This is a genomic window from uncultured Phascolarctobacterium sp. (genome assembly GCF_958349595.1).
Classification (GTDB): domain Bacteria; phylum Bacillota; class Negativicutes; order Acidaminococcales; family Acidaminococcaceae; genus Phascolarctobacterium.
In genome coordinates this window covers 48,020-74,078 of record NZ_CATWDQ010000003.1, presented here as the reverse complement: position 1 = coordinate 74,078, position 26,059 = coordinate 48,020, and the positions used below count along the sequence as shown (strand labels likewise).

The window sequence follows — 26,059 nt, the reverse complement described above, 5'->3', positions numbered from 1 at the left end:
ACCATCTTGGTAACAGGGCTTACATACAAATTATGGTTAACGATTACAATAAGTTATAGTAGTTTCTCACAATGACTTCTCCCACTTAATATTATTTATAAAACTAATATCAGAGCTTCCTTCTATTTGTTCCCTATACTTGCGTGATTTTTGATGAAGCTCATTACTGTAGTTAGACGCAACAAGCGGGATCATTTGCAAATCCGAAAGAGAAAGTTCCATTGTCGAATTATCCTGCATTGTCCATTCCACAGTCGCCTCCGCCTCGGTGATTTTCCCCAAATTTATAGCTTCTTGAAGGGCATCTTTAGCCTGAGTCAACCTAATTACACTAAGCATATCGTAATCGAGAACAGACCCTTTAAATGGTACGCCTGATTTCTCTAAGTAATCTCGCTCTTGTTTTATTTCCTGCCATTTTGCATCTCTTAAATAATTAACTAAATCATTATTGTTATTCAGCAAACTCTCTACACTGTTTCTAAATCTAACAGGTATATCAGATAGCTTAACGATACCTGTCTTAACTTTTATTGCATATTCATATGTTTTGTTTTGCAAATTCTTCACCTACCAACTTTTTATAATATCCATATATTGACTTGAAAATCATACACTCATTATCTGTAATGTTAGCTATACAAGTATTTCTACAAACACTCCATAAATCACATTTTTTGCATCTCTCTGGTTTATATGAATTTACTAAATTCCAATCAATCCCCTTGTAAATATCGCCAACCTTAATATCACCATAAGCACATAACATAAAATCTCCTTCCATTGTTAAATGAACCATAGATTTATTGCAACACTTAAAACCATCATTATCGGGGATAGTTTTGATTATATTTAAGGTATGAGTGAACAATTTAATAAATGGCAATAAATAAAATTCAGCATCCCCTTTTTTATATAAGCTATATTCGTATTTCATTTCTTTGCAAACAAAACAGATATACTTTTCTACTGTCTCCTTATCCACTAAATCGACATTTTCGCGCTCTTTTGTTTGGTGGATAAAATTGGGTAATGACAATAAATTTTTACCTGAAATATTTATTGCCTTTTTTAGGTCATCGTAAAAATCCCCATAATTAAATTTAGCACTTACCACTGTGGATACCCCTGTGAAATTTTCTATCAATCTCACTCTACTAAAATCAGGGGTAAATCCTCTCAAATTATCTTCTCCATCATACGATATGCCATAAGCTATTTTATTATCATTTATCCATTTTATATTATCATCAGTGAGACAAGTTCCATTAGAGACAAAAGAGATAGTTATTTTGTTATTCATCTCTTTAACAGAATCTACAATCAGCTGTATAGTATCTTTGTACAATAACGGCTCTCCTCCCCCAATAGATATATGCTCCAAAGTATTTGTACCTTTCAGGAACTCTAAAACATCTTCATTTACTTTATAATCTCTTTTCTTTTGGTGACAATATTTGCATTTTAAATTACACCTGCTGCCTAATTTCAGATAAACTCTGGTCAAAGGAAGATATGTAAAAGTTGTCTTGTCTTTTTCTAGCATTTGCCTTATCCTTTTCAAATTCATTTTTTATGTTATCAGCGGTTTTAATATCTAGCACCGAAAATCTATCTGCTGATTTTAGAATATCAACTTCGTCAGATTTTCTATTCTCTGACATTTTCAAGACTAATCTTGTCAAAGCATCTACCTGCGACTCTAAATATGTAACAGTATCGTAAATATCCACCCATTCAGTAATATTCTCTCTTTTTTGAACATAATTTTCTATTTTTCTCTTACAAAAATCACTATGCTCCATCAGATGCAAAATATAAGACTTCCAAAGATTAGTTTCCAGTGATACATATTGGCCGTTTTTATAATCAGGCTTGAATGTTCTGCTCCTTAAAAATATTACAACCTCGCTGCCATCTTCATTGACCGAAAAGTTTAATATAGGGGCGTGACCTAAAGACCGATGGCCGTCACTCGTAAAGTCAACTAATCTTTGAAAAGAAAATCTGTCAGAGTAGCATAAAGTATAATCGCCAAATGTTCTCGAAATTCTTAAATTACGTATCTTCCCCTTGTGGTCATTAAAAATGATGTCGAATATTTTATTACAGGCAGGCATTTCAACTTTAGGCTTGTTGTCTATATTTTCTCCTTCGCTCACTTGTTCAGGGAAATACATATTAACTCTTACGCCCCCTGCTATATCTTCTAAACTATAAATACATTCAGGCTGCTTGTATCCTAACTCTGGATTGGTATTTTGTGGATATTCAAAATATAATATTTTTATCATATTACCACCTCCGTAAAAAACTCTTGTATTTTATTAAAATATAAACATTTAGCCTTACATATTGCTAATTTGCCTTCGCATGGTTTTTCAAGAGGACAGCCCGCTTTACAACTCATTACCCAATTACAATTACCACAATCAGCAAAACTAAACGCTTGATTTATTTGTTTGTCATACTTGTCTATCAAATAACTATAGTCATTTTTAATATTTCCTAATTTTACACTGGGGTGACACGCCATAACATTACCCTGTAAGTCTAAATTTAAAACTTTCTTCATTTGCTTACATCTAGGAGATAGTTCAGGAGATGGGCTAAATACAGACTTAATATCAGGGAGTACACTTCTTATCCTTACACTGTAGTTGTCTAAAAGAATGTCCCTTTTGATTACATTAAAATAGCTGTCTAGGTTATATTGATATTGGCTGTAATCTATATTGTATAAATCAGCAGGAGTACCTTCATCGCAATGCAGCCACTCGAAACACACTGGGACTTCCCTATCGAATTTATTATATATGTAGTCAAGAGTTGAAATATAATCATAATTATATGCGGAAATAACACTGTTGATCCCAAAATATTTTAATTTTCTTAACGTGTTTAATATTTTTTTATCCGACAATATATCAATATTTCTAGTCATGATAGTGTTAACTCCATCATGACTAATACCAACAGAAATTTTATTGTCATTAAAATAATCTACTATTTTATCTGTAAACAAAGAGCCATTACTTACAGTTCCATAAGTAAACGGCAACCCTTTTAATTCAGATATTATTTCTTGGATAACATACATATAAATTAGCGGTTCTCCACCCCAAAACATAATTTTAGTAGGTTTTTCTTTTGCAAATGGTTTTATGCTAATTAGATATTTTAGATAATCAATCAAATCCTTCTCAATATGCAAATCTGCCTGCTGCATATTTTTTTCATAACAATATTTGCAATTAAAATTACAGTTTAGTCCCAATACTATATATATAGTATCAATATCCATTTCTGTATAAATTCTCATATCTTTCCTCGTTCTCCAAATAATTACTGGCCTCTATTATTGCAAACTCTGCATTACAAAAATGTTTGTTGGAAAGCTGTCTTTTACCAAAACAAACAGAAGTATATTTACAACCAGAACACTTTTTAAAATCATCCCTTATTTTTTTGTGAACAATATCCTCATCATCAAAAACTGTTCCATACTTCTTAAATGTTGTTAAGCATACAATATCCCCATTTAACAAGACCATTGTTCCCAAAACATCGTCACAATCTTTATATTGTTTTACTGATACATTTTTGCTTTTATACACTGTTTGATACTCTACAAGATTCTTTCTAAATACTTTGTAGTCAAATTTATCTAAAAAGCGATCATCGTCATTTTTGTTTAAGTAAACATTGACAATGTGATTAAACGGTTTATTATTAAGTTTTTCTTGAATATCATTGTATACTTCTATCATATCAATATTTTCTCCTGATATTACAGAAGATATATACAATTTAGAGATCAAAGGAATTACATCTCGTTTCTTATCCAAAATATCACACCCTCTGTTTTTTTTAGTGCTTTTGCCGTCATAAGATAATGCGATTTCTATATTGTTTTCATTACAATATTCCACCACTTCTTTTGTTAGTAATATTCCATTAGTCATAATTCTTTTGGGTACAAATTTTGGAATAACCGTGCAACAATCTTTTATAGTCTTAAAATACAACAATGGCTCTCCACCAATAAATACTACTCTTTTGTAAAAAAAGGAGTATTCTTTCAAATACTCCTTAAATTCATCCGTTGCTATATTAGGGACATTCGGTTTTTTGTCAAAATTCCTGAAGCAATATTTACAACTACCGTTACAAGCTCCACCCAAGTATATGTTCAGCCACTTTAAAATCATTTTATATGCCTTGCGCAAGCAACAATATCTAGACCAACCATGCACCACTCGCAATTTTCAACGATAGGGGTATATGTTATAGTGCCACTAGGCATTTCTATAACCTCTATCCCTTCTGTGAGTTGACAAACTTTCTTGTCGTCTTGTCTTGCATATGTTCCCCAAACATATCCATCAGTAAGGCTTCTGCTTGCTTCTCGATGATAACCATTGATATCATAAGCATAATATTTATCATCATTGCTCCAAATTAAATGGTCGTCTGTTAAAATAATACCTGTATTTTTTAACTTTACAGCCTTCCTGTTCCCCAAACTAGATTTTTTTATGCCAACTACTTTGTGGAATCTAAACCCATCTCCTAATATAAAATCTCCAATGGCTAAACATTCAATAGGTTTAGCTCCACCAGCTGTCAATATATTTCCCTCAATAATACAAGAACCGTCGCTATCAGAACAATTACAATTACAGTTAGAATAAACATTAACAGAGCCATGAGTATGGCTTTTACTGACTAACCCCTGTAGCAAATTCTGTAAAGTGTATGTGCCAGCAGCAATACCAGCTATCCTTGTTAAAGTAGCACCAGAAAGGTTGTCACTATAGCCGGATTCTCCATGGTTAAGTTGGCTAGACCAATTCCCCTCTGTACTACCAGTAACAGATATGCTTGAGTCAGTCCCAAATAAGGGTATTGTCGGTAATTTTATGTTACGTTTATCATAATCAGTGACCCGACCTTTTTCATCAACAGTCAAATAAGGAACTGTAAACGTAGCACCATTGCCGAGATTAGCAGCGGCGGTATCACCCACTGTGCCTGCAGTTACTTTATCCGGCAGCTCTAGATTCAGCATCACCTGTCCGGCATTATCAACTGCTCCGCTGCCGGTAACATCACCTGTAACTTCGATATTATTAAATCGAGCAATCTTTTCCCACACTACCGAACCGTCACTGATTTCAGTTGCATTGACCTTCCAATCCGGTTCATTAGTTGCAGAATAGCCGCCAGTCTTTACTCTGGCCTCAATACCTTTGGGCATATTCGGGCTTCTTACCACATGCCCTTCCTGATATTCCGTTTCCGGCTGCCACAACCCATCGACAAGGCATTCCAGCGTTTCATGCTCATTTTTCATATAGGCCTGCAGATCGTCCTGTGTTGTCGGTGTCGCAGACCCTTCATACATAAAATATTTTTTGATATCCTTGATAAATTTAGGTATTTGCATTTTATACCAGCTCCCTTCTAAATCCCTGCCAGGTCAAATCACAAACTGCTTCCACAGGCTGACCTTCCGCATCAATGATCTGAATCTTACATGGGTTTCTTGTAATGATCCTGACATTGGCGACTGCCAGCGCACTCTGAATAGCATTGATCCGCACAGACGTCGTATAGTAATACGGCGTCTTGATCGGCAAAGTAAGCCCTTCCGCCGGAATCAGCAGATTACTGAAATTCTCGACCCGATCCGGCACATCGATAATAGCATTCAACTTGTTCACCTCAGCTCTGTTCCCTGCCTCAGGCAGAGAATGTACTTCCAAGTGCAGCGAATCCGTTGCATTGATAACAATTTTTCCGGTATACGGTTTAAAAATACCGCTGAAACGCCAATAATTATTCAGCGCTTCACCCCAGACAGTTTCCATTGGCGCAGACCACGCTAAACTGCCGCTGCCCAGGCAATATTTGACTGTAGACGGCGAATTCAACCCATACTCGAGCCACAGCTGACCGCCGGCCAATGGCTGCAGATGTACCAGCAGCAGTAAATCATCATTGATAGACTGTCCTTTCAGCACGCCATTTTCCACAACGCCGTCGTGCTCTACTTTTTCCCAATTATTCTCAGCCAAATCCACTTTCCAAAGTACGTTCTCCTCCAGCGGATCACCCAGATTCAAAACAGCATAAGCCGCATTGACACTCTCGTTGCCGCCATTATCGACAGCCTTGATCATAACCGTATGCACACCCTGACGCAGCGCCTGCGTTTCAAAAGGCTGCGATGTAATAATACCGCTGTGCAGCTCAAAAGCCGTTTGCCACTGCGGATTACTGCCCTGCGTATACTTGATCTTAAACCCGGCAATATCGTTTACCTTTGGATAAGTAAAATTCCACCAAAAACGGCGCGTACCATCCGGCAGCAGCTCTGCGTCCAGCAAAGTCACATCCGGCGGCGGCTTATCCCTGCCGGTGATCTCTACCATTGTGATTGCCGGCGCGCCCTTGACACCGTCGCGGCTAACCGCCTGCACCGATACCCAATAAGCACCCTGCTGTAAACCTGTCAGCGTCGCACTTGTATCAAAAGTTGACGAGTACGTTTTATAACTCTCGCCGTCCCGCGACAGGCTGACAGAATAGTGATCCAGATATGTATAATACATATCGTCCCACGTGATATCCATGCCCATCTGCAAAATGCCTTCCGCGCTGGTCCAGCTGTTCTCCTCAACAGTCAGCCCCGTTACCGAAGGCGGCGTCGTAGTATACGGCGGTTTGGAATTTGTATAATCAGGCATCACGATCGGCGCGCCCAGCTCGTCGTTATAAATCGACGGATTATACTGCCGGCAGGTCAACTGATAAGTCCCGGCGTTAGTTTCGTCGATCTCCGTAATCCTGAAAGGCATCTCCGTAAAAATACCACCATAGGAAACAGTGATCACATCGCCGCATTCCAGGCTCATGCCCTGCGTCGCCACACTGAACGAAATAGAAATCGAACAGGTCTTATTCAAATCACGATACAGCCGCGCCACACGCAGCGCCTGGTTCTGCGAGGTACAGCCAGCCAACGTGATCGTCTTTTCAATGATCCTGCCGTCCTGCTCCAGCTGCGCTTCCAGATCCTCGACCACCACCTTGATCTCTGTCCAGTTCTGCGACGGGTCAAAATAACCGATCTTATACCGGTTCGGCGTTTCTTCCAGCGCCGTCTGCGTGATCGACAGGCTGTCTTTGATGATCGTCGTATCGTCAAACGCATAACAAGGCATTTCTTCCTTCTCCACCTTCAGCGCGATCTGCCTGTTCAAGGTCAAAAATAAACCACCAACCGCCAGCATAGAACTCAACTGCTCGATTGGTGTTTTCTGCGAATCCAAAATGATATTCAATTTATAACGCGGCGCCTTCTGCTTCTCGCCCGCGGCATCCAGATATTCCACCTCTTCATCACAATAAGCCGCCACATCCTTAAAACTATCGTCATCGATCATTTCTTCCGAGATCCAGTGTCCGGTGCCATACCGTTTATTCGTCAAAAAGTCCCTGATGATCCAGGCCGGGTTTTCGCTGTATTCCCGCACCCATTCAGAACCGTTCCACACCTTCACCAGCTGCCCCTGTACAATACAGTTGACAGTCGGGTTGCCGCCGCTCAGCCTGCCGCTGGCAACCAGGTCGGTCCTGATCCAGGCCGTATTCGTATAACCGCCCACATCCTTAAAATTATCGGGAGCTACGCAATCATTAAAAGCAAAGCTGCCGATAGCATAACCCCTGTTATCCAGCACCACCATATTGCTGCGCGTCGGGTCGGCCGGATCGCAATAACAACCCACCGGCTGAGATGAATTGAACTGCATATTTTTAGCATTGATGCCCTTGCTGGTCCTGTCGTCAACAGCGCCGTCGATTTTCCAGCCGTTACCGCACTCGTTTCTGATCTTCTCGATAACAGTCGTCAAAAGCGCCGCCTGCTGATCCTGGCTTTCCACATCTTTCAGCGCATATTCATTGGTCTTGCCGCCGGCCTTTAACACCAGAGTATTGCCGCTGCGATAGACCACCGCATCCCGATGCTGGATATTATAAATACTGATCTTAGTATCATTTTTGATCAGTTCTTCGTTGGCGCAGACGTTATACACGCCCTTGATACCGCCTTCACAGATAATAACATCCTTCTGCAGATACCTTTCACCATTATAGGGATTATGCCACACTTGCAAACCACCCCATTTTCTAGTACCATAGATTACAGGGATAACGGCGTCCTGCGAAATATCGTTGGTAGTTGTGCTGAACTTACTGTAGTCGTCCTGGCTGTAGTCGCCATCAAGATTGCCGAAGGCATTTGGTTTTTGTGTTACCGACCACAGGGTCGAAGCGATTGACATACCGTACATACCGCCTTGTATAAATGTACACGCCTTATTAAATGCACCAAACCAACCTTGGGCAGCACCATATCCACCTAAAGCAAAACCCGCTATTGTAAAAGCTATTTTACCAGTCTTTTTCCCTTTACCCAAACTCTCACCTACTTTCTTTTAGGAGTTGATTATTATGAAAATAGTTATTTCATTACTCACAATTCTTTTAACTTTTCCTAATTTTGTTTATGCCGAAATAATCCAAAAAATAAATACTTTTGATAATACACCCCAAATCAAAAGCTATTATAAAGATAAAAACATTAAACTTCCTCAAATTCTGATCTTCAAAAAAACTGGTAATGACTATTATTTACTTGGAAAAAATGCTTTCAGAACAATTAATTATTTAACTACTCTTGAAAATGCAAAAATTAAAATCAATGATAAAATATACTCTGTTGAATACAGAACTTTTGATTTAAGCAACAATTTTTCTTTTAAATTTAATGATGAAATTTTAAAAGAAATAAAAAATGCCAACAATATTCAAATTCAATTACCAATTCATACAACTGTTGATACTGATATTGTCGACTATTATAGTTTTTCAATACCCAAAAATGTTCTCAACGAATGGAAACAAGTCATCGCTATGGAATAAAACTGTATATTCTTATGCTGCAAACAAAAACTGAGTTCGATATTGTATCGGGCTCAGTTCTTTTATTTTGTGATGCACGTTTCTGATTTTCTCGATAACAGTCGTCAAAAACGCCGCCTGCTGATCCTGGCTTTCCACATCTTTCAGTGCGTATTCATTGGTCTTGCCGCCGGCCTTTAACACCAGAGTATTGCCGCTGCGATAGACCACCGCATCCCGATGCTGGATATTATAAATACTGATCTTAGTATCATTTTTGATCAGTTCTTCGTTGGCGCAGACGTTATACACGCCCTTGATACCGCCTTCACAGATAATAACATCCTTCTGCAGATACCTTTCACCATTATAGGGATTATGCCACACTTGCAAACCACCCCATTTTCTAGTACCATAGATTACAGGGATAACGGCGTCCTGCGAAATATCGTTGGTAGTTGTGCTGAACTTACTGTAGTCGTCCTGGCTGTAGTCACCGTCAAGATTGCCGAAGGCATTTGGTTTTTGTGTTACCGACCACAAGGTCGAAGCGATTGACATACCGTACATACCGCCTGCAAAAGCAGCTCCTTTTACAGTAGCATCTATACCAAACATTGCAGGATTAGAGTATCCCAATGCGAAACCAGCTACAGCAAAAGCTATCTTTCCAACTTTTTTGCCTTTACCCAACTTCTCACCTACTTTCATTATATAAAAGGAGTTGACTTCTCATGAAAAAATTTATCCTATTTATATTTTCAACTTTATTTATAAGTAACATTTGTTCTGCCGAAATTATACGAGAAATAAATTCTTTTGACAATTCTACAATGCTAACTAGTGTCATAAACACTAAAGACTATGTCGAAGATATTCCTAGAGAAATTATTTTCAAAAAAACTTGTTCTAATTCCAATGAATCTAAATATTTTATTTCTTTTGTTAATCAATATACAATAAAAAACGGTTATTCACCATTTGAGCCAATAAAAATAAAGTTCAATAACTCATTAGAAGATATACAAAGTTATCCAATACAATTATACAGAACAGCTCAAAGAGGACAACTTGCTTTTTTAGTAGACAATATATTCATTGATAAATTAGAAAAATCGGATAATCTTCAATTCCAAATTCCTATATCAACATCATATGTTAGCCATGTAAAATATATTGATTTCACACTCCCCCAAAATATTCTCGACGAATGGAAACAAGTCATCGCTATGGAATAGCAAAGAGAGCCTGACGGCTCTCTTTTTTTATTGCCCGCGCAATAATCAGCTTAACCTAAATTCTTTCGGTACTGCCAAAAAGCCGCTATAGCGCTTACGGTTGTCGTATTTTTCGCACATCTCCGGTGTTTTATCGCAATTGCGCTGCAAGGAAGCCGTATCTGTAATAGCTCCTAAAAATGGATACTGCGTCACAACATAATGATTACCGTCATTATTATCAATAAAATTATCTTTGATCAATTTGGTTTCATAACCGATGGTAATAAGTCCGTTTTTATAGTAGCCTGCATCAATATCCGCAGCATCGAGTTTAATTTTATTGGGCAATGAGAGCAGCGGTTCAACAGCAACCTGCCGCTGGGCTTTATCCATGCCGCACTGCTCGTCGCCAAAGGCAGCATTGCAAAAATACTGCGTGATCCTGTTGGGGACCCTGTTATTGGGAAATGCCGCTTTGACTGTTACTGTAAATTCACCGTTACTATAGGCAGGCGTATCAAGATAGCCGTAAAAAACAGTTATAGCTATTTCTTCATCTTCCAGACTTTCCGGATACTGAATGCGAAAGATCTCGACATAACGTCCGCGAAAATCAAAGCCTTCCAGCAGTGCTGTTATTTTGCTGTTATCGGTATCGGCTATTTTCAATTCCACGTTGTCGATCTTGGCATCGACTGTGGATTTGATAGTACCGCGCTGTACCGGAACAGGATAGTATTCACAGCCGCCAAAGGTTATGATCTCATCACAATTGCAGATGCGAATAATACCTGTTTTAAGATGCAGGACATAGAGTTCAATAAAAAAAGAGCTGGCGCGTTCTTTGGCTTCCGCCATGCTGATGGGTAGAATTTTCATAGATTGACCACCCTCAATGTCAGCTCGACAGAAATTTTGCCAATAATGCGGCCGCGTTCATCAAAGCCCCAGGTATCTGTCGGCGCATAGTCGCTGGTAAACTGGCAGACGAACTGTTCGCCGTTATAGTTAAAATAGAACCGTTTTGATTTGCGGTGTTCCAAATAGAATGCTTCTACTGCCGCCATTTCGGCAGCTATGCTTTCAAAGGTCATTTGAAAGGTAATGATAGGATTGACGCCCACTTCCTGTACCTGAAAGGCTCCTGATTCAAATTCGATAGTCCTGTCAAGATAGCGGACGCTGCGTTTGACTTCGCTTTTAGGCGTAAATGTAAATGTTTTCAAGCTGTCACCTTCTTTCTGTAACCACTTTTAAAAAAGAGGTTGTTTTGCCTGAGTCTGACGATCATGGATTTTTGAAACTGCTGTAAGATCGTCAGTACTTTATGTTCACCAACGTAAACACCAGTATGGCCTTCACCGTTGATTTCGTATAAAACTATATCGCCATACTGCATGGCATCGACTTGTTTAATGCGCGTAAAATGTTTGTGCATAAAACGCGCCAGCCGGTATGGCTCAGTCACATACCAGTCTTTGGCGATCGGTCTGCCGTCACGCCATTCTAAAGCAATACCATGTTCCTGATAAAACAGCTGGCACAGGCCGATACAATCGACGCCGTCATAAGCGACGCCTAAAAATTTATAGGGCAGGCCGACAAATTTTTTTAGATTTTGTTTTTCCATTTTGCACCTGCCGTTAAGCCCTGCGTCCCATAGCGTTGTTTTTAGCCAGTACAGCCTGCAAAATATCCGAATTTTCATTCAGATATTCGGCAAAGCTGCGGGAATCGAGCGCCGTGATGACCACCTGTGTCGGAGCTTTGGCTGTGTTGTCCATAGCCCGCATGGCCACGGCCGCCAGTATTTCGTTACTGCGGCGGTCGCGGATACTGTTGACTTCCTCGCCCACCTGCAGCGTACGCAGCACTTCATCGTCTTTTAATGCCGGCACGACGCCGATGCGTCCTGCCATAACGTCACCGCCGCTATGCATTCTTGGGAAAGCAGAAATATTGCCGCCAGTATGTTCTGTCTCAGGCAATGGAAAACTTCCTGTATAATTATCTGTCCCATATTTATTTATAATGCCAATTAATCCAGCTCTATTTTTAGTTTTATTACCGCCACTACTCTCACCAAGTCCAAACATCCGCATAAGCAAACCAAGCAAGCTTACCTGTACTTGTACTTTAAACAATGAAGCGATCGCTTCTTTAGCCAATTGGCGCCACAAGTTTTTCCAAATGTCCTTCCAGCTGGCACCTTCAAACAGCAATTGATTAGTAATATCGAATAAACCCTGCCGTAAATCCTGGGTATTATCTAATTTAGCCTGCCGTAACCTGGCATAAGATTCCATTTGCTCTCTTTCCAAATTGCTTATTAATGCTAATGTCTGCTGATAACCTATATTATCAGTATCACTATCATACTGACTCAAATCAGACTTAGCTTGATCTAATCTAACTGCCCGAGCATTGATTTCATCTTGCAGCTTTTGGATCAAAGCACGCTGAACTTCTAATTTAGCATAAGGGTCGTTATAACCTTCTGTTTTAGATTTAGCGATTTCGTATTGATTATTGATCTCTGCCATTTTTTCTTTTAGCATAACATCTGGATTGGTAGATTTTTGCGTATTTTTCAATTCATTGTTAGCCGAAATAAGACTATTTTCAGTGTCTTTGATTTTAGTATTGACTTCCGAAATATTCTTGCTGATTGCAGCAAAAGTTTTATTTTGCTGCAGAACTTCTTTGTTGACCTCCATTATTTTCAGTTTTTCCTGTTCACTCAGGTCTGTTCTATAGCCAATCTGAGCTGACAATGTATTGTCTGAAATTATCCTTTGATCAAAGTCTAAAAGCATTTCCTTTTTCAGATTTTCCAAATTCATTTTATATTTATTTAAATCATCTACACGTTTCTTAAACAAATCGGCTTTAGCAATAGAAGTTTTTACAGTTATACCTTCCTGCTGCTCGGAATATCGCAATTGCTGCAAAGCAAGCTTATATTCTTCCAATTCTATTTTTGCGTCGTAATAAAGACCATTTTTCTTCTTTTGGTATTCCTGATCCTGTTCTTTTTCTGCATATCCATTATCGATACTGCCATAACTAAAACTGGAGCGACCCGGCAAAGAAGTATTAGAACTACCGCCTGATTTAAACCGACCGGCTCTAGTTACTGCAGCAGCATTCGCATTATATTCATATTTAGCTTTGAGAGTGGCCAGTTCATTATTTGCGGCATCTCTTTCCTCTGACAAACTAAAATATCGATCGCGCATACTTTGATAATCTTTTATTTTAGCCTGCCCAGCTATAGTACTGGCATCAGCACTTTCAGCTATTAATTTATTGGCTTCTACAATTGCCCATATTCTATCTAATTCTATATCATATGCAGCCAATCGATTTTCTGTGCTTTTGATAACCATTTCCGTTATCTCATTTTCAGCTTCCAGACTAGCAATCAGCTGGTTATTCTTAACTTCTCCCAATGATTGATAAGCACTTATTTCACTTTCAACAGCCTGCTGAGTCCATTCTGATGCTCTTAAATGTGCCCCAGCTTCATCGCCAAGTATTTCTATTAACTTGTTGCGGGTTTCGATAATTTTTTCCTTGGCAGCAACACGTTCTGCATCAGCTAAGTTCTCATCATTAGCCCGTGCAGTGTAAGTGTCAAGCTGCGCCTGCAAATTTTGAACCGCAGTTATCTGACTTTCAATAGCATCCTTTTCCTGCTGTGCAACAGCTACACTTTTGACCTGTTTTTCAAGAAAAGAATCATAGGCATTATTTAAAAGTTGTGCAGCGGTTACTGCCGTATTGGCATATTCGACAAAACTTACCAGCCCTGCTATTACCGGTATCGCCATACTGATCCCCTCGCTTTCCCTGTCTGCGCAGCGCGCCGTCCTAAAATAGCGCTGATACCCTCCTGCTCGCCGGCAAGCGTTGCTTCAGCAAGCGTCAGGATCGTCTGGAACAACAAAAGCAGTTCTGCACTGCCTTGAAAAGCCGCCATAAAATCCGGCTGTAAATTCTTCAATCCGTTCGACAATTCAGTCAGCACCAGTGTCAATGCCTGTTCGGCTTCTGTATTACCAGCCTGCAATTTTTGCAGCAAACTGTCTGCCTGCTGCTGCAACGCAAGTAACGCCAGGGCTTTTTTATGGCCGTTTTGCTGATACTGTGCTTTTGACCAGCCTTTAGCACTGCTTACTGTTTGCAATTTTTGCTGCAGTTCTGCTGCTGCGCCGAACAATACGCCTAAAGCGTCTGCCCTAAAATGTCCGTTAGCGCAATCGACCAGCACGACTTCAATATTTTGCGAGTAATGCTGCTGATGCTGCACTGCTTCCAAAATAACGTCCTGCAAGCGGCGCACTTGCTTTTTCCCCTGTCCATCATAGCTATAACAATCCACTCCCAGCTCCTGCAGCTGCTTGACTGCAGCAGGTGTCCCCAGCCACAGCAGCACTCCCCGCAGATAACGTCCGGCTGCTGCGCCGTTTAGCATGGAACTGTGCAGCAAACCTGCCACCAGCGCCTGCAGATAAGAAAAATCTACGCCGGCACGGTAAGCAGCTCCGGCTGCCTCGTCATTGGCCTGCGCCAGCTGTACCATAGTAAAGCCATACTCCGCGTTCATTTTACCCCAGCTGTCGATAACTTCGTCAGCCGCCAGTTCCGCCTCATAGACTGACGACAGTTCTACTGCATATTGCCGCAGCACAGAGCTTAAAGCATCTGCTGCGGCAGTCGGCTGCATTGTGCCAATATTGGCTAATTTCAGCGTTGCCCGCACCAGTGTTTTGACTATTTCTTCGTCCTGATAGAGCTGACGCCATTTATCGGCAACGGTAAAGGTTTCCTGCAGGTCTTTTTCATAGGCCGACATAACATCAAGAAAATCTGCCGCCAGCAGATACATTGCACCGTTATCACTACTGGCTGCCGGCTGCATTTGTTTACTGCTGCCGATGTCAAGCTCTGACAGCGCCTGCATCTTAGCTGCCAGATCGTCAAACAGCAGCTTGAATAATTCCTGCTGCCCGGCTGCTGCTGCGCCGCAGCGCAGTTTGGCGATAAAATAATCAATATCATTAAAATCTACGCTGCCGGCTGCCTGTGTAACACCAAAGGCGGCCTGCAGATCTTCTGCTTCCTGATGCAGCTTTTGATAGCTATCTACAGTCTGCCTTAGGCTGGCCAGCAAAGTTTCTTTCTTATCACCAGTGTTTTTCTGCAGCGCACGGTATAAAGCAGCGGCCTGCCTTTCAGCAGTAGCCAGAGCTTTTTGATAGTTGAAAAATGTCGCCGCTGCTGTCGGCCCCTGTAAATTCTGCCGCTGGGCAGCCTGCAGCGCCTGGCGTTTTTTAGACGTGCTGGCCGCACTGTAATCGAGCCTGCTTTTTAAAGCGTCTACAGAACTCAGAGTGCCTGCACAATCCTGCAGCAGCTCCAGTTTAAAACGGCCGCCAGTATTTAAATTATTTGTACTCATTCACGCACCTCCTTTTAGTCGATCTGACCGGAATCAAGCAAATACTGAATGGCGTCGGCATCGGAATAGGTAGAAGTATCTTTGCCCTGAATTTCTTCGCTATTCTTCCTGCAGCCCGCCAAAACGTATTCCAGCTGCGGTATCGACAGCTCCATCACGTCGCGCATCGTCATCGATGTATTTTGAATAATGGAGGCATACAGCTGATTCCATTCTGTTACGCCGGTATCGACGTCAGTTTCTTTTTTTTTAAACTGGAAATATCATAAAAAACTGTAAAGACCTGCCGCGCCAGCGCCAGATCCAAAAAGCCTTCGATTTCTTCCTTACTGTATCTTTCATCAAACGCCAGCACTAAAATCTCCAGCATGGCGTTCCAGGCGGTATCTGTATAGTCTAAGCCACTGTTTTCGCCCTCAGTGTCAAGGCTGAATATATTGTCGATAATAGCAAAATCGTTGAACAGCGGCGTAAGTTTCCTGATTTGGTCTTTATGCTTAAGTCTGGCAGGATAGATCCTGCGGGTAACGCCGTCGCGGCATTCCACATCTTCATAGGCTGTAAAAGGGTCTTTGATTTCTGTCATGGTAATCCTCTTTCATAAAAAAATAAAGGAAGTGCTTTGACGGCACTCCCTTTGGCAAATATTTTAGTCGACGTAGCTTACAGAGTAAGATACGAATTTTTTATCAGCACGCAGCGGATCAACAGATTTGAAGTTCAGCTCGGAAGCTGTCGCTTCACCGCGGGCATAACTGAGGGTCAGGCCGCCTTCACAGCGTGCTTTATAAACACGGGTAGTCAGCACGGCTTTACGGCCGTTAGGCAGCTCGGTCGGCTGGCTGGTATGACGCAGTTCCACGTACCCGGGTACGGAAGTAGTTTTGACGTCAACGGTAGAACCGTCCGTTACTGTATAGACGTAATCGACATGTACCTGCGTACCGGCAGTAATATCAGAACTGAAATCAAGCACGCCGCCGCTGGTCACTGCAAAGGTTTTAGTACCGGTCGGAGAACCTTCAACGCGGGTCAGGCCAACGCCGTCAACAACAGCGATCACAGATTCCACTTCCACGCCGGTAGTTACCAGCAGTTTATTGTCGCTGGCTTTGACAGTAATGTCTTCGCTGCCAAAAGCAAATGCGCCTTCGGCAACAGCTTCACCCTGGGAAGCCGCAACGACGTTCAGATCGAAGCAGGCATTTTTGAATTTGAAGCTGGCAGATTTTTCTTTGATATAGTTATAAATCGGGAACAGGCCGTCACCGCCAAACACGTCTTCCATAGTTGCGGTTACTTCGATCGTCATATCCTGCAAAGAGCCCAGCTTTGCGGAGACCTTGCCGTCGCCGGAAAGCAGGAACGCTTCGCCGACACCGTGCAGTACTAAATTTTTTGTATCAATTTTTGCCATTAATAAACACCATCCTTAATTTTTATTTTCCGTCGATCAACGGGCTATAAATCAATCTATATTTGTAAACACCGTCAGCACCAATGCTCTGCTGACCTTCTTCGCTGAGCAGGATCTCGTCATGCTCTCCTAAAACCTGCCGGAACCGTTTGGCCAGCAGGCCTGCATTCAGCAGAGCATCGGCATAGAAATCTACATAAAGCTCGCCTTTGTTGACCAGCCAGTTATGTTCCAGCTTTTCAGCGCGTGTAAAATAGAAAGCGATAAAGGGCACAGCTGCGGCGGTTACCGCTTCGTCCGCCTGACATTCAAGCCTTAACTTATCCTTCAATACGTCAGTATTCGTGTTATCCATAACACCCAGCATTCTCATCATTTCTTCATCGGCGACGCACCAGTTAAAAATATCGTTCAGCAAATCAAAACTATTGCGCATCAAGCACCTCCTTCAAGCTTTTACAGCACGCCGGCTGTAAATTTTAGATCACAGTAAACCTGCATCAATATTACATATCTATTTTTACTCATGTTGATCGATAAATATCAGCGCCGGGCCGCGGCGAAAATTTACGTCCCGGTTCCCGGCTGACTGCGGTCAGTTGTATGCAGCATGCTGTCCCACCCAATCCAGGCAAGCTGACCGCGAAGGCCTTTATCAGAAATTCTAAGCTTTTGTTCTTACCAAAATTCACATTAAGCCTGTGTTTGCGCAAACAGGTCCAATTGTTATTCAACCCTTCACTTATATATGAACTTTGAGCATTTTTTATACCCTGTTTTACAAAATATTTTTGAAGCTGCTGCTTCCTGTTCAGCCCACCCTGTTAGCGGCAATGATCTGTTCAAGCCTGTCTTGTTTCCACGGCTGCAGCAGCGGTGTTTCGGTACGCATCTCGCGGCGGGTACATTTTTTATCGCAAAGGGTACAGACTGAATTGGAGTTGGTATGCTGCAGATATTCTGGCATATGACACATGGTTTTAGTCTTAAAAACCTTACGGCCAAAACGTGTCTGCCACGAACTGCCGACCGCCAGCTTCATTTCCTGTTCAAAGGGCTGTCCCACACCCAGAGCTTTCTGCGCTTCCTGTACAGCTTGCGGCAGCAGCAGGATCTCTTTAAAATTATTCAGTCTGCTGCCGAATCTATTTTCCAGTTTCTGCCGTACGCTTTTGATAGTTTTAAAAATCACCGGCTGGCTGATGCCCAGACTGCGGGCAGCCGCCATAGTATTTTTGCCGCTGCGCAGATAGGCCTGCAAAATTTCCAGCTGCCTTGCCGTCAGCGCGGTTTCCATTTTCTGCCACAGATCAAGTAATTCTGCTAACCGTTCCCGTTCCAGTAAAACCGCTTCGGGATTATTTTTATTAGAAGCGATCCCCAAATTGATGAAGGCTAATTTCATTTTTAATTTTGTTTCCTTACTGCTCTGCGAGCTTTCCTGATATTTGCCCAATCTGTTCAGATCGCCGGCAGCCTGCTGTTCTGTCATTTCTCCTGCCTGCACCGCGCAGATAATATCTTCTATCGTGTATCTGGCCATCTTAATTCCCCCTTTGTTTAGCCGTCGCCGCATAATAACAGCAAAATTGCAGATCTATGATCATTGTCTCGCTGCCTATCAGCCTGTTGCCTCTGGCATTGCGGACATTCCGTTCCAGCATTTTCTGGGTGTTGAGAAAAGTCACCGCATCGGCATACTTGGCAAACCACTGCTGTGCTTCACTCTTTTTTCCAACAATCAAAGCATAATAACATTCACTCTTAAACCTGACAAAATACGCATGCACTTCGACGCGTTTTTCCTGTTCCTCCATCTTCCCACCTCTGTTTTTTAGAATAAAATAGAATTTTCAGAAGCAAAAAGGCATAAAAAATAAGCCTCTTCGCTGGCAGCATTGTTCCGCTTCAATAAATAGTCTTTTGTATAAACTTCTTTTTTCATAACGCACTTTTCCTGATGATATTGATGTAAATAAGTTTTTGCTCAAGCTCGTCAAATTCTCTCAAAAACTTTTCCACTTCACTAAGGCTTGTAAAGGTTTCCTGAAAGAGCCGTGCACCACCGAAAAAAATAAATTCTACAATATACATCAGAGCTTCCCTTCCTTTGTTTCTGCCGGTTAACATGTCTTGTACTTTATGTCTTGAATAAAGCAACCGCCAGTTATTCTGCAAACTTCTGTTCGTTTTATGTTATAATTATACTCCTTCATATTTAGCGTTGTCAACTGGCAATTTAATATCAGCAAGCAGGCTTTCATGCTGCAAAAACCTGTTTATAATGCTGTTTTTACTTAGTTGACAACATTTTCAGGCTTTTTTCAGTACAGTATTTTTTATAAAATTTTTTCACCGTTTTCTTGTTCGCATTAATGTTCGCACTTATAAAATTTTCTGCAGCGCTGGCTGCCAATAAAAAAAGACGCTCGCAAGAGCGTCTTTTTGATTCCTGAATATTATACCTAAGCTCTTCTTATTAACTTCGACAGCTATAAAGATCAAACAAATACTTTTAGCCTAACGATTCGCAAACATATCATATTCGGTGATCGTTGTTTTATCCTGCATAAATCTTTTTTCAGTATCCCAATAAAATTCTACTTTTGTTTTCTCCCATGTACCATTCTGATAGCCATAATAAAAGCGCCAGTGCTGCATCGCATTGGAGGGGTAAGACTTCTCTGCCTTAGCCGCCGCTTCTTTAGTGGGATACTCACCTGTAAATATTTCTGTATAGCGCTCGATCTCAAGGATACCTGTATACGGATACATGACAGAATCGTTCTGCTTAACGTCTAAAGAATAAACCGGTTCCAGATAACGCACCTTAGACCAGTGTCCTGCACCCGGCAGGCCATGCCTGGCCGGATCAAAATAGCGGATATGCGTAGTATTTTCTTTGTAGGTTGCAAGGACAGGCTGCATGATCTTCTGTACATGGCTCTTAAAAGAATCTACCACGTCCTGTTCGCCTGCCAAACCAGCATTACAGAGCCAAAGCAGCGCCATAAGCAACAGCAGTACACGTTTTACCATTTATACCACCCTTCCTGCTTTGATTATACAAACACAAAAATTTTATGTCAATTAACGCCTCAACAAATTTCCAGCTTTTTCTGCCGCAGCGTCCCGTCCTCAAAGCAAAACCTCTGCCGGAGCAGAGGTTTTGAACAAAGTTCTCTTTTATTTAAAAATTACGCTGATAGCTGATGCCGAAAACCTTGGCATAATTATCGTGGGTACTGGCTTCGCTGTAAGCGTCTGTTTCGTGGCCTTTGATGCGCAGGCCGTCGATGTCGATCAGGCCCAGGGTCAGCGCCAGCGTCTGCTTTTTATCGTGGTATTGGAAGCCCAGGCTATAAGTACGGCGGGCGCCGGTCGGCACGATGAAGTCAGCGCCGTCAAAAGGGATCGACGATTCGTCATAGGCATAGCCGCCCATGATGGTATATTTATCGCTCAGCTTATGCTCGGCGCCGATAGCATAACGCCAGCCGTTGCTCCAGTTTTTAGAACTGTAACTACCAGGTACATTTATACCCGGAACAACCGGCATAGGCTCATCAAAAGTAATATTCAACGCGTCATAGCTGCTCCATTTGGTATAGGTACCGTTCAGTTCCACCCGGGTACGGTCATCAAATTTATGATTGTAACCGATCGCCCAGCTGTCCGGCAAAGTTACTTTGCCATGTGCCTGAGTAAAAAAATCACCTTTATATGTACCATAGCCCCTAAAATCAGCATCCATGGTATGGGTCACTTTACTGCGATAAACTATGCCGAGCTCATTTTTAGCGTCAAAAGCATAATTGGCGGCGGCATTCCAGCCCAAAGCCCAGCTTTCACCTTTAGTTTGCGTTGCAACTGTCCCAAGCGGGGCAAAAACATTTTTCTGCAGCTCCAGTCCCACATAATTGATCTCTGCGCCTACGGCCGCGCTCCATTTTTTATCGAATTTACGGGCATAGGTCGGCGTCAGGCTGGCACCGTTCAAACGCGAGAAAAAAGCATTCGAGGACACGACGGAGTCGCGCTCAAATTCGGAGATCATGCCGAAACGGCTGTACAGACCAATGCCGAACCATTCCCTGTCATTGAGCTGCTTAACGTAATAATTGCCCGGAGCCCAACCGGCATGCACAACATTTTTACCTTCTTCAATAATCGCACCATTTTCATCATAGGCTTTATATTTTCCGTGCGGACTGATATAGACCGCGCTCTGTTTAAAAGCCTCGCCCCGCACTTTAGTGATCGACGCCGGGTTATAGGCGATATTGGCGGCATCATTCTCGGCAAACATGCGCGCCCCGCCCATAGCTACGCCTTCCGCCGACCATTCGTTGATAGCGAAGCCTTCGGCGCCGGCGTTGGCAGCCGGAACTGCCATAGCGCAGACCAGACCCATTATCGTAAAATGTTTCTTTGAAAACACAACAGACACCTCACAATTAACAAAATTTTCCAACATTAATAACAATATTTTACCAGCTTTTGCTTTTTAACGTGGAGAAAGTTTTAATCCAATAATTAAACCGCTTTGCCAACAATAGCTGCTTGCATTTTTGCGGCTTTTATGGCATAGTATTAGTTGAAAGTTCAACTAATACTGGTGGTGAAAGCGATGACGAAATTACATAACGAGCTGCTGCGCGATATTGGCACGCTGGCGCGCACGATCCATTATCTGCACGATCTGCATTTTAAGGAGCTGGCGCTGCAGCGGGGACAGTTTATTTTCCTGACCCGGATCTGCGAAAACGCCGGTATCAATCAAAACGATTTGTCGCTTTTATTGAAGGTAGATAAATCGACCACCGCTAAGGCTGTGCAAAAACTGACTGCCGCCGGTTATATCAGCAGGCAGCGCAGCAGCACTGACCAGCGTCAGTGGCAGCTTGTGCCTACGGCAAAGGCCCGGGCGGTATACAAGCAGATCATCGCCGAAGAAAATGCCAGTCTGGCCATCTGCCTGCAAAATTTTACACCGGCAGAGCAAAAGACTGTTGCCAGACTGGTACAAAAAATGTGCGCCAATGTGCAGACACACTGGCGGGAAAGCAAAATGTGAGGTGGGAGGATGTTAAGAGCAGCAACAATGCAGGATCTACCGCGTATTATGGAGATCGTACAGGCTACGGTGGCAGAAATGCACGCTTACGGTAATTACCAGTGGGACGCGGTCTATCCTACGGAGCGGGATTTCGCCGCCGACATCGCCCAGGGCGACCTTTTTGTTTCTCTAACGGACGGTCTGCTCTGCGGCCTGATCTGTATCAATCAGACCGAGCCGGCTGTTTATGCCGATGCTGACTGGAGCTTAAAGGAGTCGGCCCTGGTGCTGCACCGTATGGCAGTCGACCCTGATCTGCGCGGCCGCGGTACCGGTTCGGAATTACTGCGGCAGGCGGAAACACTGGCGCACAGGCTGGGACTGCGCTATTTAAAGACCGATACCTACGCCCTGAACGACAAAGCCCAGCAGTTATTTTTAAAGCAGGGTTATCACTTCTGCGGCGAGATCCAGTTCCGCAAAATGGAGCGCTCGTTTTACTGTTATGAAAAGGTGCTATAATACGCTGGCTTTGCATTGACAATCACGATAATCATGCTAAAATATTAAAGGTAGACATCGAAATGTTTACTTATGCAGGCGGGATATGAAATCCTGCCCGGTATCTGTCTGGAATAAACTCTGACCACAGCGGCATCATGAAGATGCTGCCTGTGGTTTTTTATTTTTGCTGCTGCCTGTACCAAAAGCGGCAGTCATCACCCAAGCAAGGAGGCAGGCTATGCCCAGTGTCAATCTAACCCGCAGCGCGCTGCTGATCGCGGCAGGACTGATCTTACCTTTACTGCTGCATACTTTAGGCGCGGCAGGCAGTATTTTTCTGCCCATGCATATCCCCGTTCTGTTAGCCGGCTTCTGCCTCGGACCTTACTGCGGCCTGACTGTCGGCTTGCTGACGCCGGCTCTGAGCAGCCTGCTGACGGGTATGCCGCCGCTGCTGCCGGTACTGCCGCTGATGCTGGCAGAGCTGGGCGTCTACGGCTGGTGCGGCGGTTATCTGTATCAGCGCCGCCGCTGGCCCTTATGGCTGGCTTTGCCCGCAGCGATGCTGGCCGGACGCCTGGCCTCATTGCTCGTGCTGGCGCTGTGCGCCTCAGCGCTGGGCATCCACCTGCCGGCCTGGAGTTATGCCGCCGCAGGCCTGATCACCGGTCTGCCCGGTATCGTCATTCAACTGATCCTGATACCGCTGATCCTGAAAAGAGTAAATATTTGATGTGGAAGAGGAAGATCGCTATGCATAAAATTTCTAAACTCACGCTGGCCTTGTGTCTGGCAGCAGTCCCGGTCTGGGCTGCTACCCCGTCTTACCAGATGGAGGAGATCATCGTTACGGCCACGAAGCCTGACGCTGACATCACCACTTCGGAAAATATCGACAGCAAATACGTCAGTCCCGGACGTTATGCCAGTATCCCCGACCTGCTGCGCTACAGCGCCGGTATCGACGTGCGCCGGCGCGGTGTTTACGGCGATAACCAGAACGATACCGTCAAGATCCGTGGTCTGGACGCCAACCGTTACAACGTCCTTATCGACGGGCAGCCGATCAAGATGTCCGGCGTTATGGGCGGCAACTTTATCGACTGGAACAGTATCCCGCTCGAAAATATCGAGAAGATCCAGATCACCAAGGGCGGCAAGCTGGCCAGCAGCGGCGATATTGCCGGTACGATCAATATCATCACCAAAAAAACTGCCTCAGGCGGCTCGGCCACTGTTTTGACCGGTGAAGAGGGCCGCGCCGAATACCGTCTGAATTACGGCTTCAACGCCGGCAAGCTCAACGCCTTTCTCAGCGGTGCCAAAAGCAGCAGCGACGGTTACCTGCTGAACAATGATTTTGACAATAAGCAGTACAATATCAAGCTGGGCTATAAGTTCAGCGACGCCGATGCCCTGCGTCTGGGCTACAGCAAAAACAAGCTGGAGCGCGGTTATATCCTGCTCAACCAGAAGGGCGACCCCTATTATGACCCCGGCTATCCCGAAACTATCGGCGACGGCCTGATCCAGCCCCAGCCCGGTGAAATCGGCAAGGCCGGCAATTATGGCCGCGGTTCCTACTGGTCCAAAGATACCGACCACTACGACCTTAATTATACGCATACCTTCAGCAACGGGTTTCTGCAGTTCGACTATTACCGCAATAACGAAGAACGCCACGAAGTGCTGAAAGACCACAGCGGCCAGGTGCAGTTGGACCGTGTTATCCCCAGCGACAAAACCGATTATTTTGCAATCAGCGGCCAAAGCGCCGTCAGCAGCAAGCATACCCTGGGCTATGGTGCACAGTATCAGCGGATGCGTTACGGCTACGGCCATTATAACGTTAAACCTAATGGCGCAGGCTCCCTGTACCCTTCACAGAAGATCGATAACGCCGCCGTTTATCTGGAAGATAACTGGCAGCTGGACGGTCGCTGGCGTACCTATCTGGGTCTGCGTTACGACCATTACAAGGCCGGCAAAGACGATGAGCGGGCTGGCGACATTCCCGAAGTTTCCGAAAGCAGCCTGTCGCCTAAATTCAGCCTGCAGCTGACCAGCGACGACAAAAATACTTCCAGTCTGTCTGTCAACCGCATCTGGCGCGCCCCCTCCATGCCTGAATACTACTGGTGGAGCCAGAAAAAGTTTACCGACTCCCTGAAACCGGAGCATGGCCTCAGCTACGAACTGGGCCACAAGCACAGATTTGACGACCGCTACAGCAGCAGGATCAGCCTGTTTTATCAGGACATCAACGATTACATCAACTTCCGTCATTATGCGCCGTTTAGGGCCTATAATATCGACAATGTCAAGATCTGGGGCGCCGAGATGACCAATGAAGTGAAATTCGATCAGCACAATAGCCTGCTGGTGAATTATACTAACCAGCACACCCGCAAGAACGGCGTTGCCGGCGGCGACATCAACAACGGCCTGACCGACGAGCTGGACTACAGCCCGCGCCACAAGCTGGGCCTGGCCTATCTCTATGACAGCGACCTCTGGAAGCTCCGTTATGACATCACCTACGTCAGCAGCCAGAAAGAATCCCCGGTAGAAACCGGCGGCGCAGTCTATAACATCGGCGGCTACACCGTCCACAATCTGTCGGTGACCCGCGTCCTGAACAAAAACGCCGAACTGTCGCTGTTCGTCGATAACCTGCTGGACAAAAAATATGTGGAGCAATACGGTTTTCCCATGTCTGGCCGCCTGTTCAGCGCCGCGCTGACTTATAAATTTTAGAGGTGCAAGATGACTACCATGACAGACGCAGAATTTTTTAATAAGCTGGCCCCGACCTGGGACAGCACCCGTGAACGTCAGCCGCAGCTGCTGCAGCAGCTGATGGCCAAGCTGGAGCTGAAGCCCCGGGACAGAGTGCTGGACCTGGGCAGCGGTACCGGCGTGCTGCTGCCGTATCTGGCGCCCCAGGCAGCGTACGTCATCGCCGTAGACTTCGCCGAAGCCATGCTGGAACTGGCGGCCCGCAACCACGCCAAATTGACCAATATCACCTATCTGCACGGCGATATTCTGGAACTGGCACTGCCGGCAGCATCTTTTGAGCAGATCACCTGCCTGAATTTTTATCCCCATGTCAAAGACTCCGCTGTTTTTCTCAGCAAGGCCGCTCGTCTGCTGGTCCCCGGCGGCAAGCTGACGATCATGCACGACATTCCCCGCAGCGCCGTCAACGCTATCCACGGCGCCTGCGCCCAGGTACAGGACGATAACCTGCCGCCGGCGGCCGTTGTCGCCCAAAGGCTGACCGACGTTGGCCTGCAGGTACTGTATCAGGAAGATACTGAAAATTATTATTTTGTGCAGGGAGTAAAGCCCTGACTTTAGCCAGCCTGTAAAAAGAAAAACCGTTCGACTCTGCCGTAAAGCCCCAGGCTAAGACAGCA

At 44.0% G+C, this 26,059-nt stretch carries 29 protein-coding genes; 7 read left to right on the top strand and 22 right to left on the bottom strand.

All coding sequences use genetic code 11. The features are described from left to right. Window positions 1–66: 66 nt before the first annotated feature. The 7 genes from Q4G98_RS03755 to Q4G98_RS03725 are packed head-to-tail and all read right to left on the bottom strand — an operon-like array spanning window position 67 to window position 8,363. Entirely contained in the window at window positions 67–561 is a 495-nt protein-coding gene (locus Q4G98_RS03755) for a DUF4376 domain-containing protein (RefSeq protein WP_298563121.1), read from the bottom strand. Then, complete coding sequence (locus Q4G98_RS03750; protein ID WP_298563119.1) at window positions 542–1,546, bottom strand: radical SAM protein; 1,005 nt, start codon at window positions 1,544–1,546, stop codon at window positions 542–544. Before Q4G98_RS03750 ends, Q4G98_RS03755 begins: the two co-directional genes overlap by 20 nt. Beyond that, a complete protein-coding gene (locus Q4G98_RS03745) occupies window positions 1,470–2,294 on the bottom strand; it encodes a hypothetical protein (protein WP_298563116.1) in 825 nt (274 codons plus the stop codon). The genes Q4G98_RS03750 and Q4G98_RS03745 overlap by 77 nt, the downstream gene beginning before the upstream one ends. Beyond that, on the bottom strand, window positions 2,291–3,322 hold the full coding sequence (locus tag Q4G98_RS03740) for a radical SAM protein (RefSeq protein ID WP_298563113.1): 1,032 nt from the start codon (window positions 3,320–3,322) through the stop codon (window positions 2,291–2,293). The genes Q4G98_RS03745 and Q4G98_RS03740 overlap by 4 nt, the downstream gene beginning before the upstream one ends. Beyond that, a complete protein-coding gene (locus Q4G98_RS03735) occupies window positions 3,294–4,211 on the bottom strand; it encodes a radical SAM protein (protein WP_301961843.1) in 918 nt (305 codons plus the stop codon). The genes Q4G98_RS03740 and Q4G98_RS03735 overlap by 29 nt, the downstream gene beginning before the upstream one ends. Beyond that, window positions 4,208–5,449, bottom strand: a complete 1,242-nt coding sequence (locus Q4G98_RS03730; protein ID WP_298563108.1) for a hypothetical protein — start codon at window positions 5,447–5,449, stop codon at window positions 4,208–4,210. The genes Q4G98_RS03735 and Q4G98_RS03730 overlap by 4 nt, the downstream gene beginning before the upstream one ends. A 1-nt stretch (window position 5,450) precedes the next feature. Next, complete coding sequence (locus Q4G98_RS03725) at window positions 5,451–8,363, bottom strand: phage tail protein (RefSeq protein WP_298563106.1); 2,913 nt, start codon at window positions 8,361–8,363, stop codon at window positions 5,451–5,453. A gap of 160 nt (window positions 8,364–8,523) precedes the next feature. Here Q4G98_RS03725 and Q4G98_RS03720 point away from each other — a divergent pair, with 160 nt between their 5' ends. Beyond that, the gene (locus Q4G98_RS03720; RefSeq protein WP_293661287.1) at window positions 8,524–8,994 is read left to right on the top strand and encodes a hypothetical protein; all 471 of its coding nucleotides are present in this window, start codon (window positions 8,524–8,526) and stop codon (window positions 8,992–8,994) included. 12 nt (window positions 8,995–9,006) lie between these two features. On the opposite strand, the gene Q4G98_RS03715 is transcribed toward Q4G98_RS03720, so the two are convergent. Beyond that, window positions 9,007–9,666, bottom strand: coding sequence for a hypothetical protein (locus tag Q4G98_RS03715; protein ID WP_298563099.1), 660 nt, complete (start codon window positions 9,664–9,666; stop codon window positions 9,007–9,009). Window positions 9,667–9,707: 41 nt separating this feature from the next. Here Q4G98_RS03715 and Q4G98_RS03710 point away from each other — a divergent pair, with 41 nt between their 5' ends. Continuing rightward, window positions 9,708–10,211: a hypothetical protein gene (locus tag Q4G98_RS03710; RefSeq protein WP_177560664.1), complete on the top strand. Its 504-nt coding sequence runs from the start codon at window positions 9,708–9,710 to the stop codon at window positions 10,209–10,211. Window positions 10,212–10,256: 45 nt separating this feature from the next. Here Q4G98_RS03710 and Q4G98_RS03705 read toward each other — a convergent pair whose 3' ends face one another. From Q4G98_RS03705 to Q4G98_RS03640, 14 genes are all read right to left on the bottom strand, one after another. Then, window positions 10,257–11,072: a DUF2163 domain-containing protein gene (locus tag Q4G98_RS03705; protein WP_298563096.1), complete on the bottom strand. Its 816-nt coding sequence runs from the start codon at window positions 11,070–11,072 to the stop codon at window positions 10,257–10,259. Further along, window positions 11,069–11,419 carry a hypothetical protein gene (locus Q4G98_RS03700; protein ID WP_298563090.1) on the bottom strand — a complete coding sequence of 117 codons (351 nt, stop codon included), beginning with the start codon at window positions 11,417–11,419 and terminating at the stop codon, window positions 11,069–11,071. The genes Q4G98_RS03705 and Q4G98_RS03700 overlap by 4 nt, the downstream gene beginning before the upstream one ends. Further along, complete coding sequence (locus tag Q4G98_RS03695) at window positions 11,416–11,823, bottom strand: NlpC/P60 family protein (RefSeq protein ID WP_298563087.1); 408 nt, start codon at window positions 11,821–11,823, stop codon at window positions 11,416–11,418. Before Q4G98_RS03695 ends, Q4G98_RS03700 begins: the two co-directional genes overlap by 4 nt. A 13-nt stretch (window positions 11,824–11,836) precedes the next feature. Beyond that, a complete protein-coding gene (locus tag Q4G98_RS03690; protein ID WP_298563084.1) occupies window positions 11,837–13,846 on the bottom strand; it encodes a hypothetical protein in 2,010 nt (669 codons plus the stop codon). Window positions 13,847–14,010: 164 nt separating this feature from the next. Next, a complete protein-coding gene (locus tag Q4G98_RS03685; RefSeq protein WP_298563081.1) occupies window positions 14,011–15,657 on the bottom strand; it encodes a hypothetical protein in 1,647 nt (548 codons plus the stop codon). A 14-nt stretch (window positions 15,658–15,671) separates the two neighbouring features. Then, window positions 15,672–15,830, bottom strand: coding sequence for a hypothetical protein (locus tag Q4G98_RS03680; RefSeq protein WP_298563079.1), 159 nt, complete (start codon window positions 15,828–15,830; stop codon window positions 15,672–15,674). 44 nt (window positions 15,831–15,874) lie between these two features. After that, window positions 15,875–16,243 carry a hypothetical protein gene (locus Q4G98_RS03675; RefSeq protein ID WP_298563077.1) on the bottom strand — a complete coding sequence of 123 codons (369 nt, stop codon included), beginning with the start codon at window positions 16,241–16,243 and terminating at the stop codon, window positions 15,875–15,877. Window positions 16,244–16,306: 63 nt separating this feature from the next. Beyond that, window positions 16,307–17,074 carry a hypothetical protein gene (locus tag Q4G98_RS03670; protein ID WP_177560672.1) on the bottom strand — a complete coding sequence of 256 codons (768 nt, stop codon included), beginning with the start codon at window positions 17,072–17,074 and terminating at the stop codon, window positions 16,307–16,309. Between the two features lie 22 nt (window positions 17,075–17,096). Further along, a complete protein-coding gene (locus Q4G98_RS03665) occupies window positions 17,097–17,510 on the bottom strand; it encodes a hypothetical protein (RefSeq protein ID WP_298563075.1) in 414 nt (137 codons plus the stop codon). Between the two features lie 375 nt (window positions 17,511–17,885). Then, entirely contained in the window at window positions 17,886–18,617 is a 732-nt protein-coding gene (locus Q4G98_RS03660; RefSeq protein WP_298563072.1) for a LysR family transcriptional regulator, read from the bottom strand. Window position 18,618: 1 nt separating this feature from the next. Next, window positions 18,619–18,891, bottom strand: coding sequence for a hypothetical protein (locus tag Q4G98_RS03655; protein ID WP_298563069.1), 273 nt, complete (start codon window positions 18,889–18,891; stop codon window positions 18,619–18,621). Window positions 18,892–19,015: 124 nt separating this feature from the next. Next, on the bottom strand, window positions 19,016–19,168 hold the full coding sequence (locus Q4G98_RS03650) for a hypothetical protein (RefSeq protein WP_177560676.1): 153 nt from the start codon (window positions 19,166–19,168) through the stop codon (window positions 19,016–19,018). 426 nt (window positions 19,169–19,594) lie between these two features. Next, window positions 19,595–20,113, bottom strand: coding sequence for a hypothetical protein (locus Q4G98_RS03645; RefSeq protein WP_298563066.1), 519 nt, complete (start codon window positions 20,111–20,113; stop codon window positions 19,595–19,597). A 151-nt stretch (window positions 20,114–20,264) separates the two neighbouring features. Then, window positions 20,265–21,515, bottom strand: coding sequence for an OmpP1/FadL family transporter (locus tag Q4G98_RS03640; protein ID WP_298563063.1), 1,251 nt, complete (start codon window positions 21,513–21,515; stop codon window positions 20,265–20,267). A gap of 189 nt (window positions 21,516–21,704) precedes the next feature. On the opposite strand from Q4G98_RS03640, the gene Q4G98_RS03635 reads away from it, so the two are divergent. The 5 genes from Q4G98_RS03635 to Q4G98_RS03615 all read left to right on the top strand — a co-directional run bounded on the left by Q4G98_RS03635 (window position 21,705) and on the right by Q4G98_RS03615 (window position 25,994). After that, entirely contained in the window at window positions 21,705–22,151 is a 447-nt protein-coding gene (locus Q4G98_RS03635) for a MarR family winged helix-turn-helix transcriptional regulator (protein ID WP_298563060.1), read from the top strand. A 9-nt stretch (window positions 22,152–22,160) separates the two neighbouring features. Beyond that, window positions 22,161–22,655: a GNAT family N-acetyltransferase gene (locus tag Q4G98_RS03630; RefSeq protein WP_298563057.1), complete on the top strand. Its 495-nt coding sequence runs from the start codon at window positions 22,161–22,163 to the stop codon at window positions 22,653–22,655. Between the two features lie 220 nt (window positions 22,656–22,875). Further along, on the top strand, window positions 22,876–23,370 hold the full coding sequence (locus Q4G98_RS03625) for an ECF transporter S component (RefSeq protein WP_298563055.1): 495 nt from the start codon (window positions 22,876–22,878) through the stop codon (window positions 23,368–23,370). Window positions 23,371–23,390: 20 nt separating this feature from the next. Next, window positions 23,391–25,394 (top strand): TonB-dependent siderophore receptor, encoded by a 2,004-nt coding sequence (locus Q4G98_RS03620; protein ID WP_298563053.1) that lies wholly within the window; start codon window positions 23,391–23,393, stop codon window positions 25,392–25,394. A gap of 9 nt (window positions 25,395–25,403) precedes the next feature. Continuing rightward, window positions 25,404–25,994 (top strand): class I SAM-dependent methyltransferase, encoded by a 591-nt coding sequence (locus Q4G98_RS03615; RefSeq protein WP_298563051.1) that lies wholly within the window; start codon window positions 25,404–25,406, stop codon window positions 25,992–25,994. Window positions 25,995–26,059 lie beyond the last annotated feature (65 nt).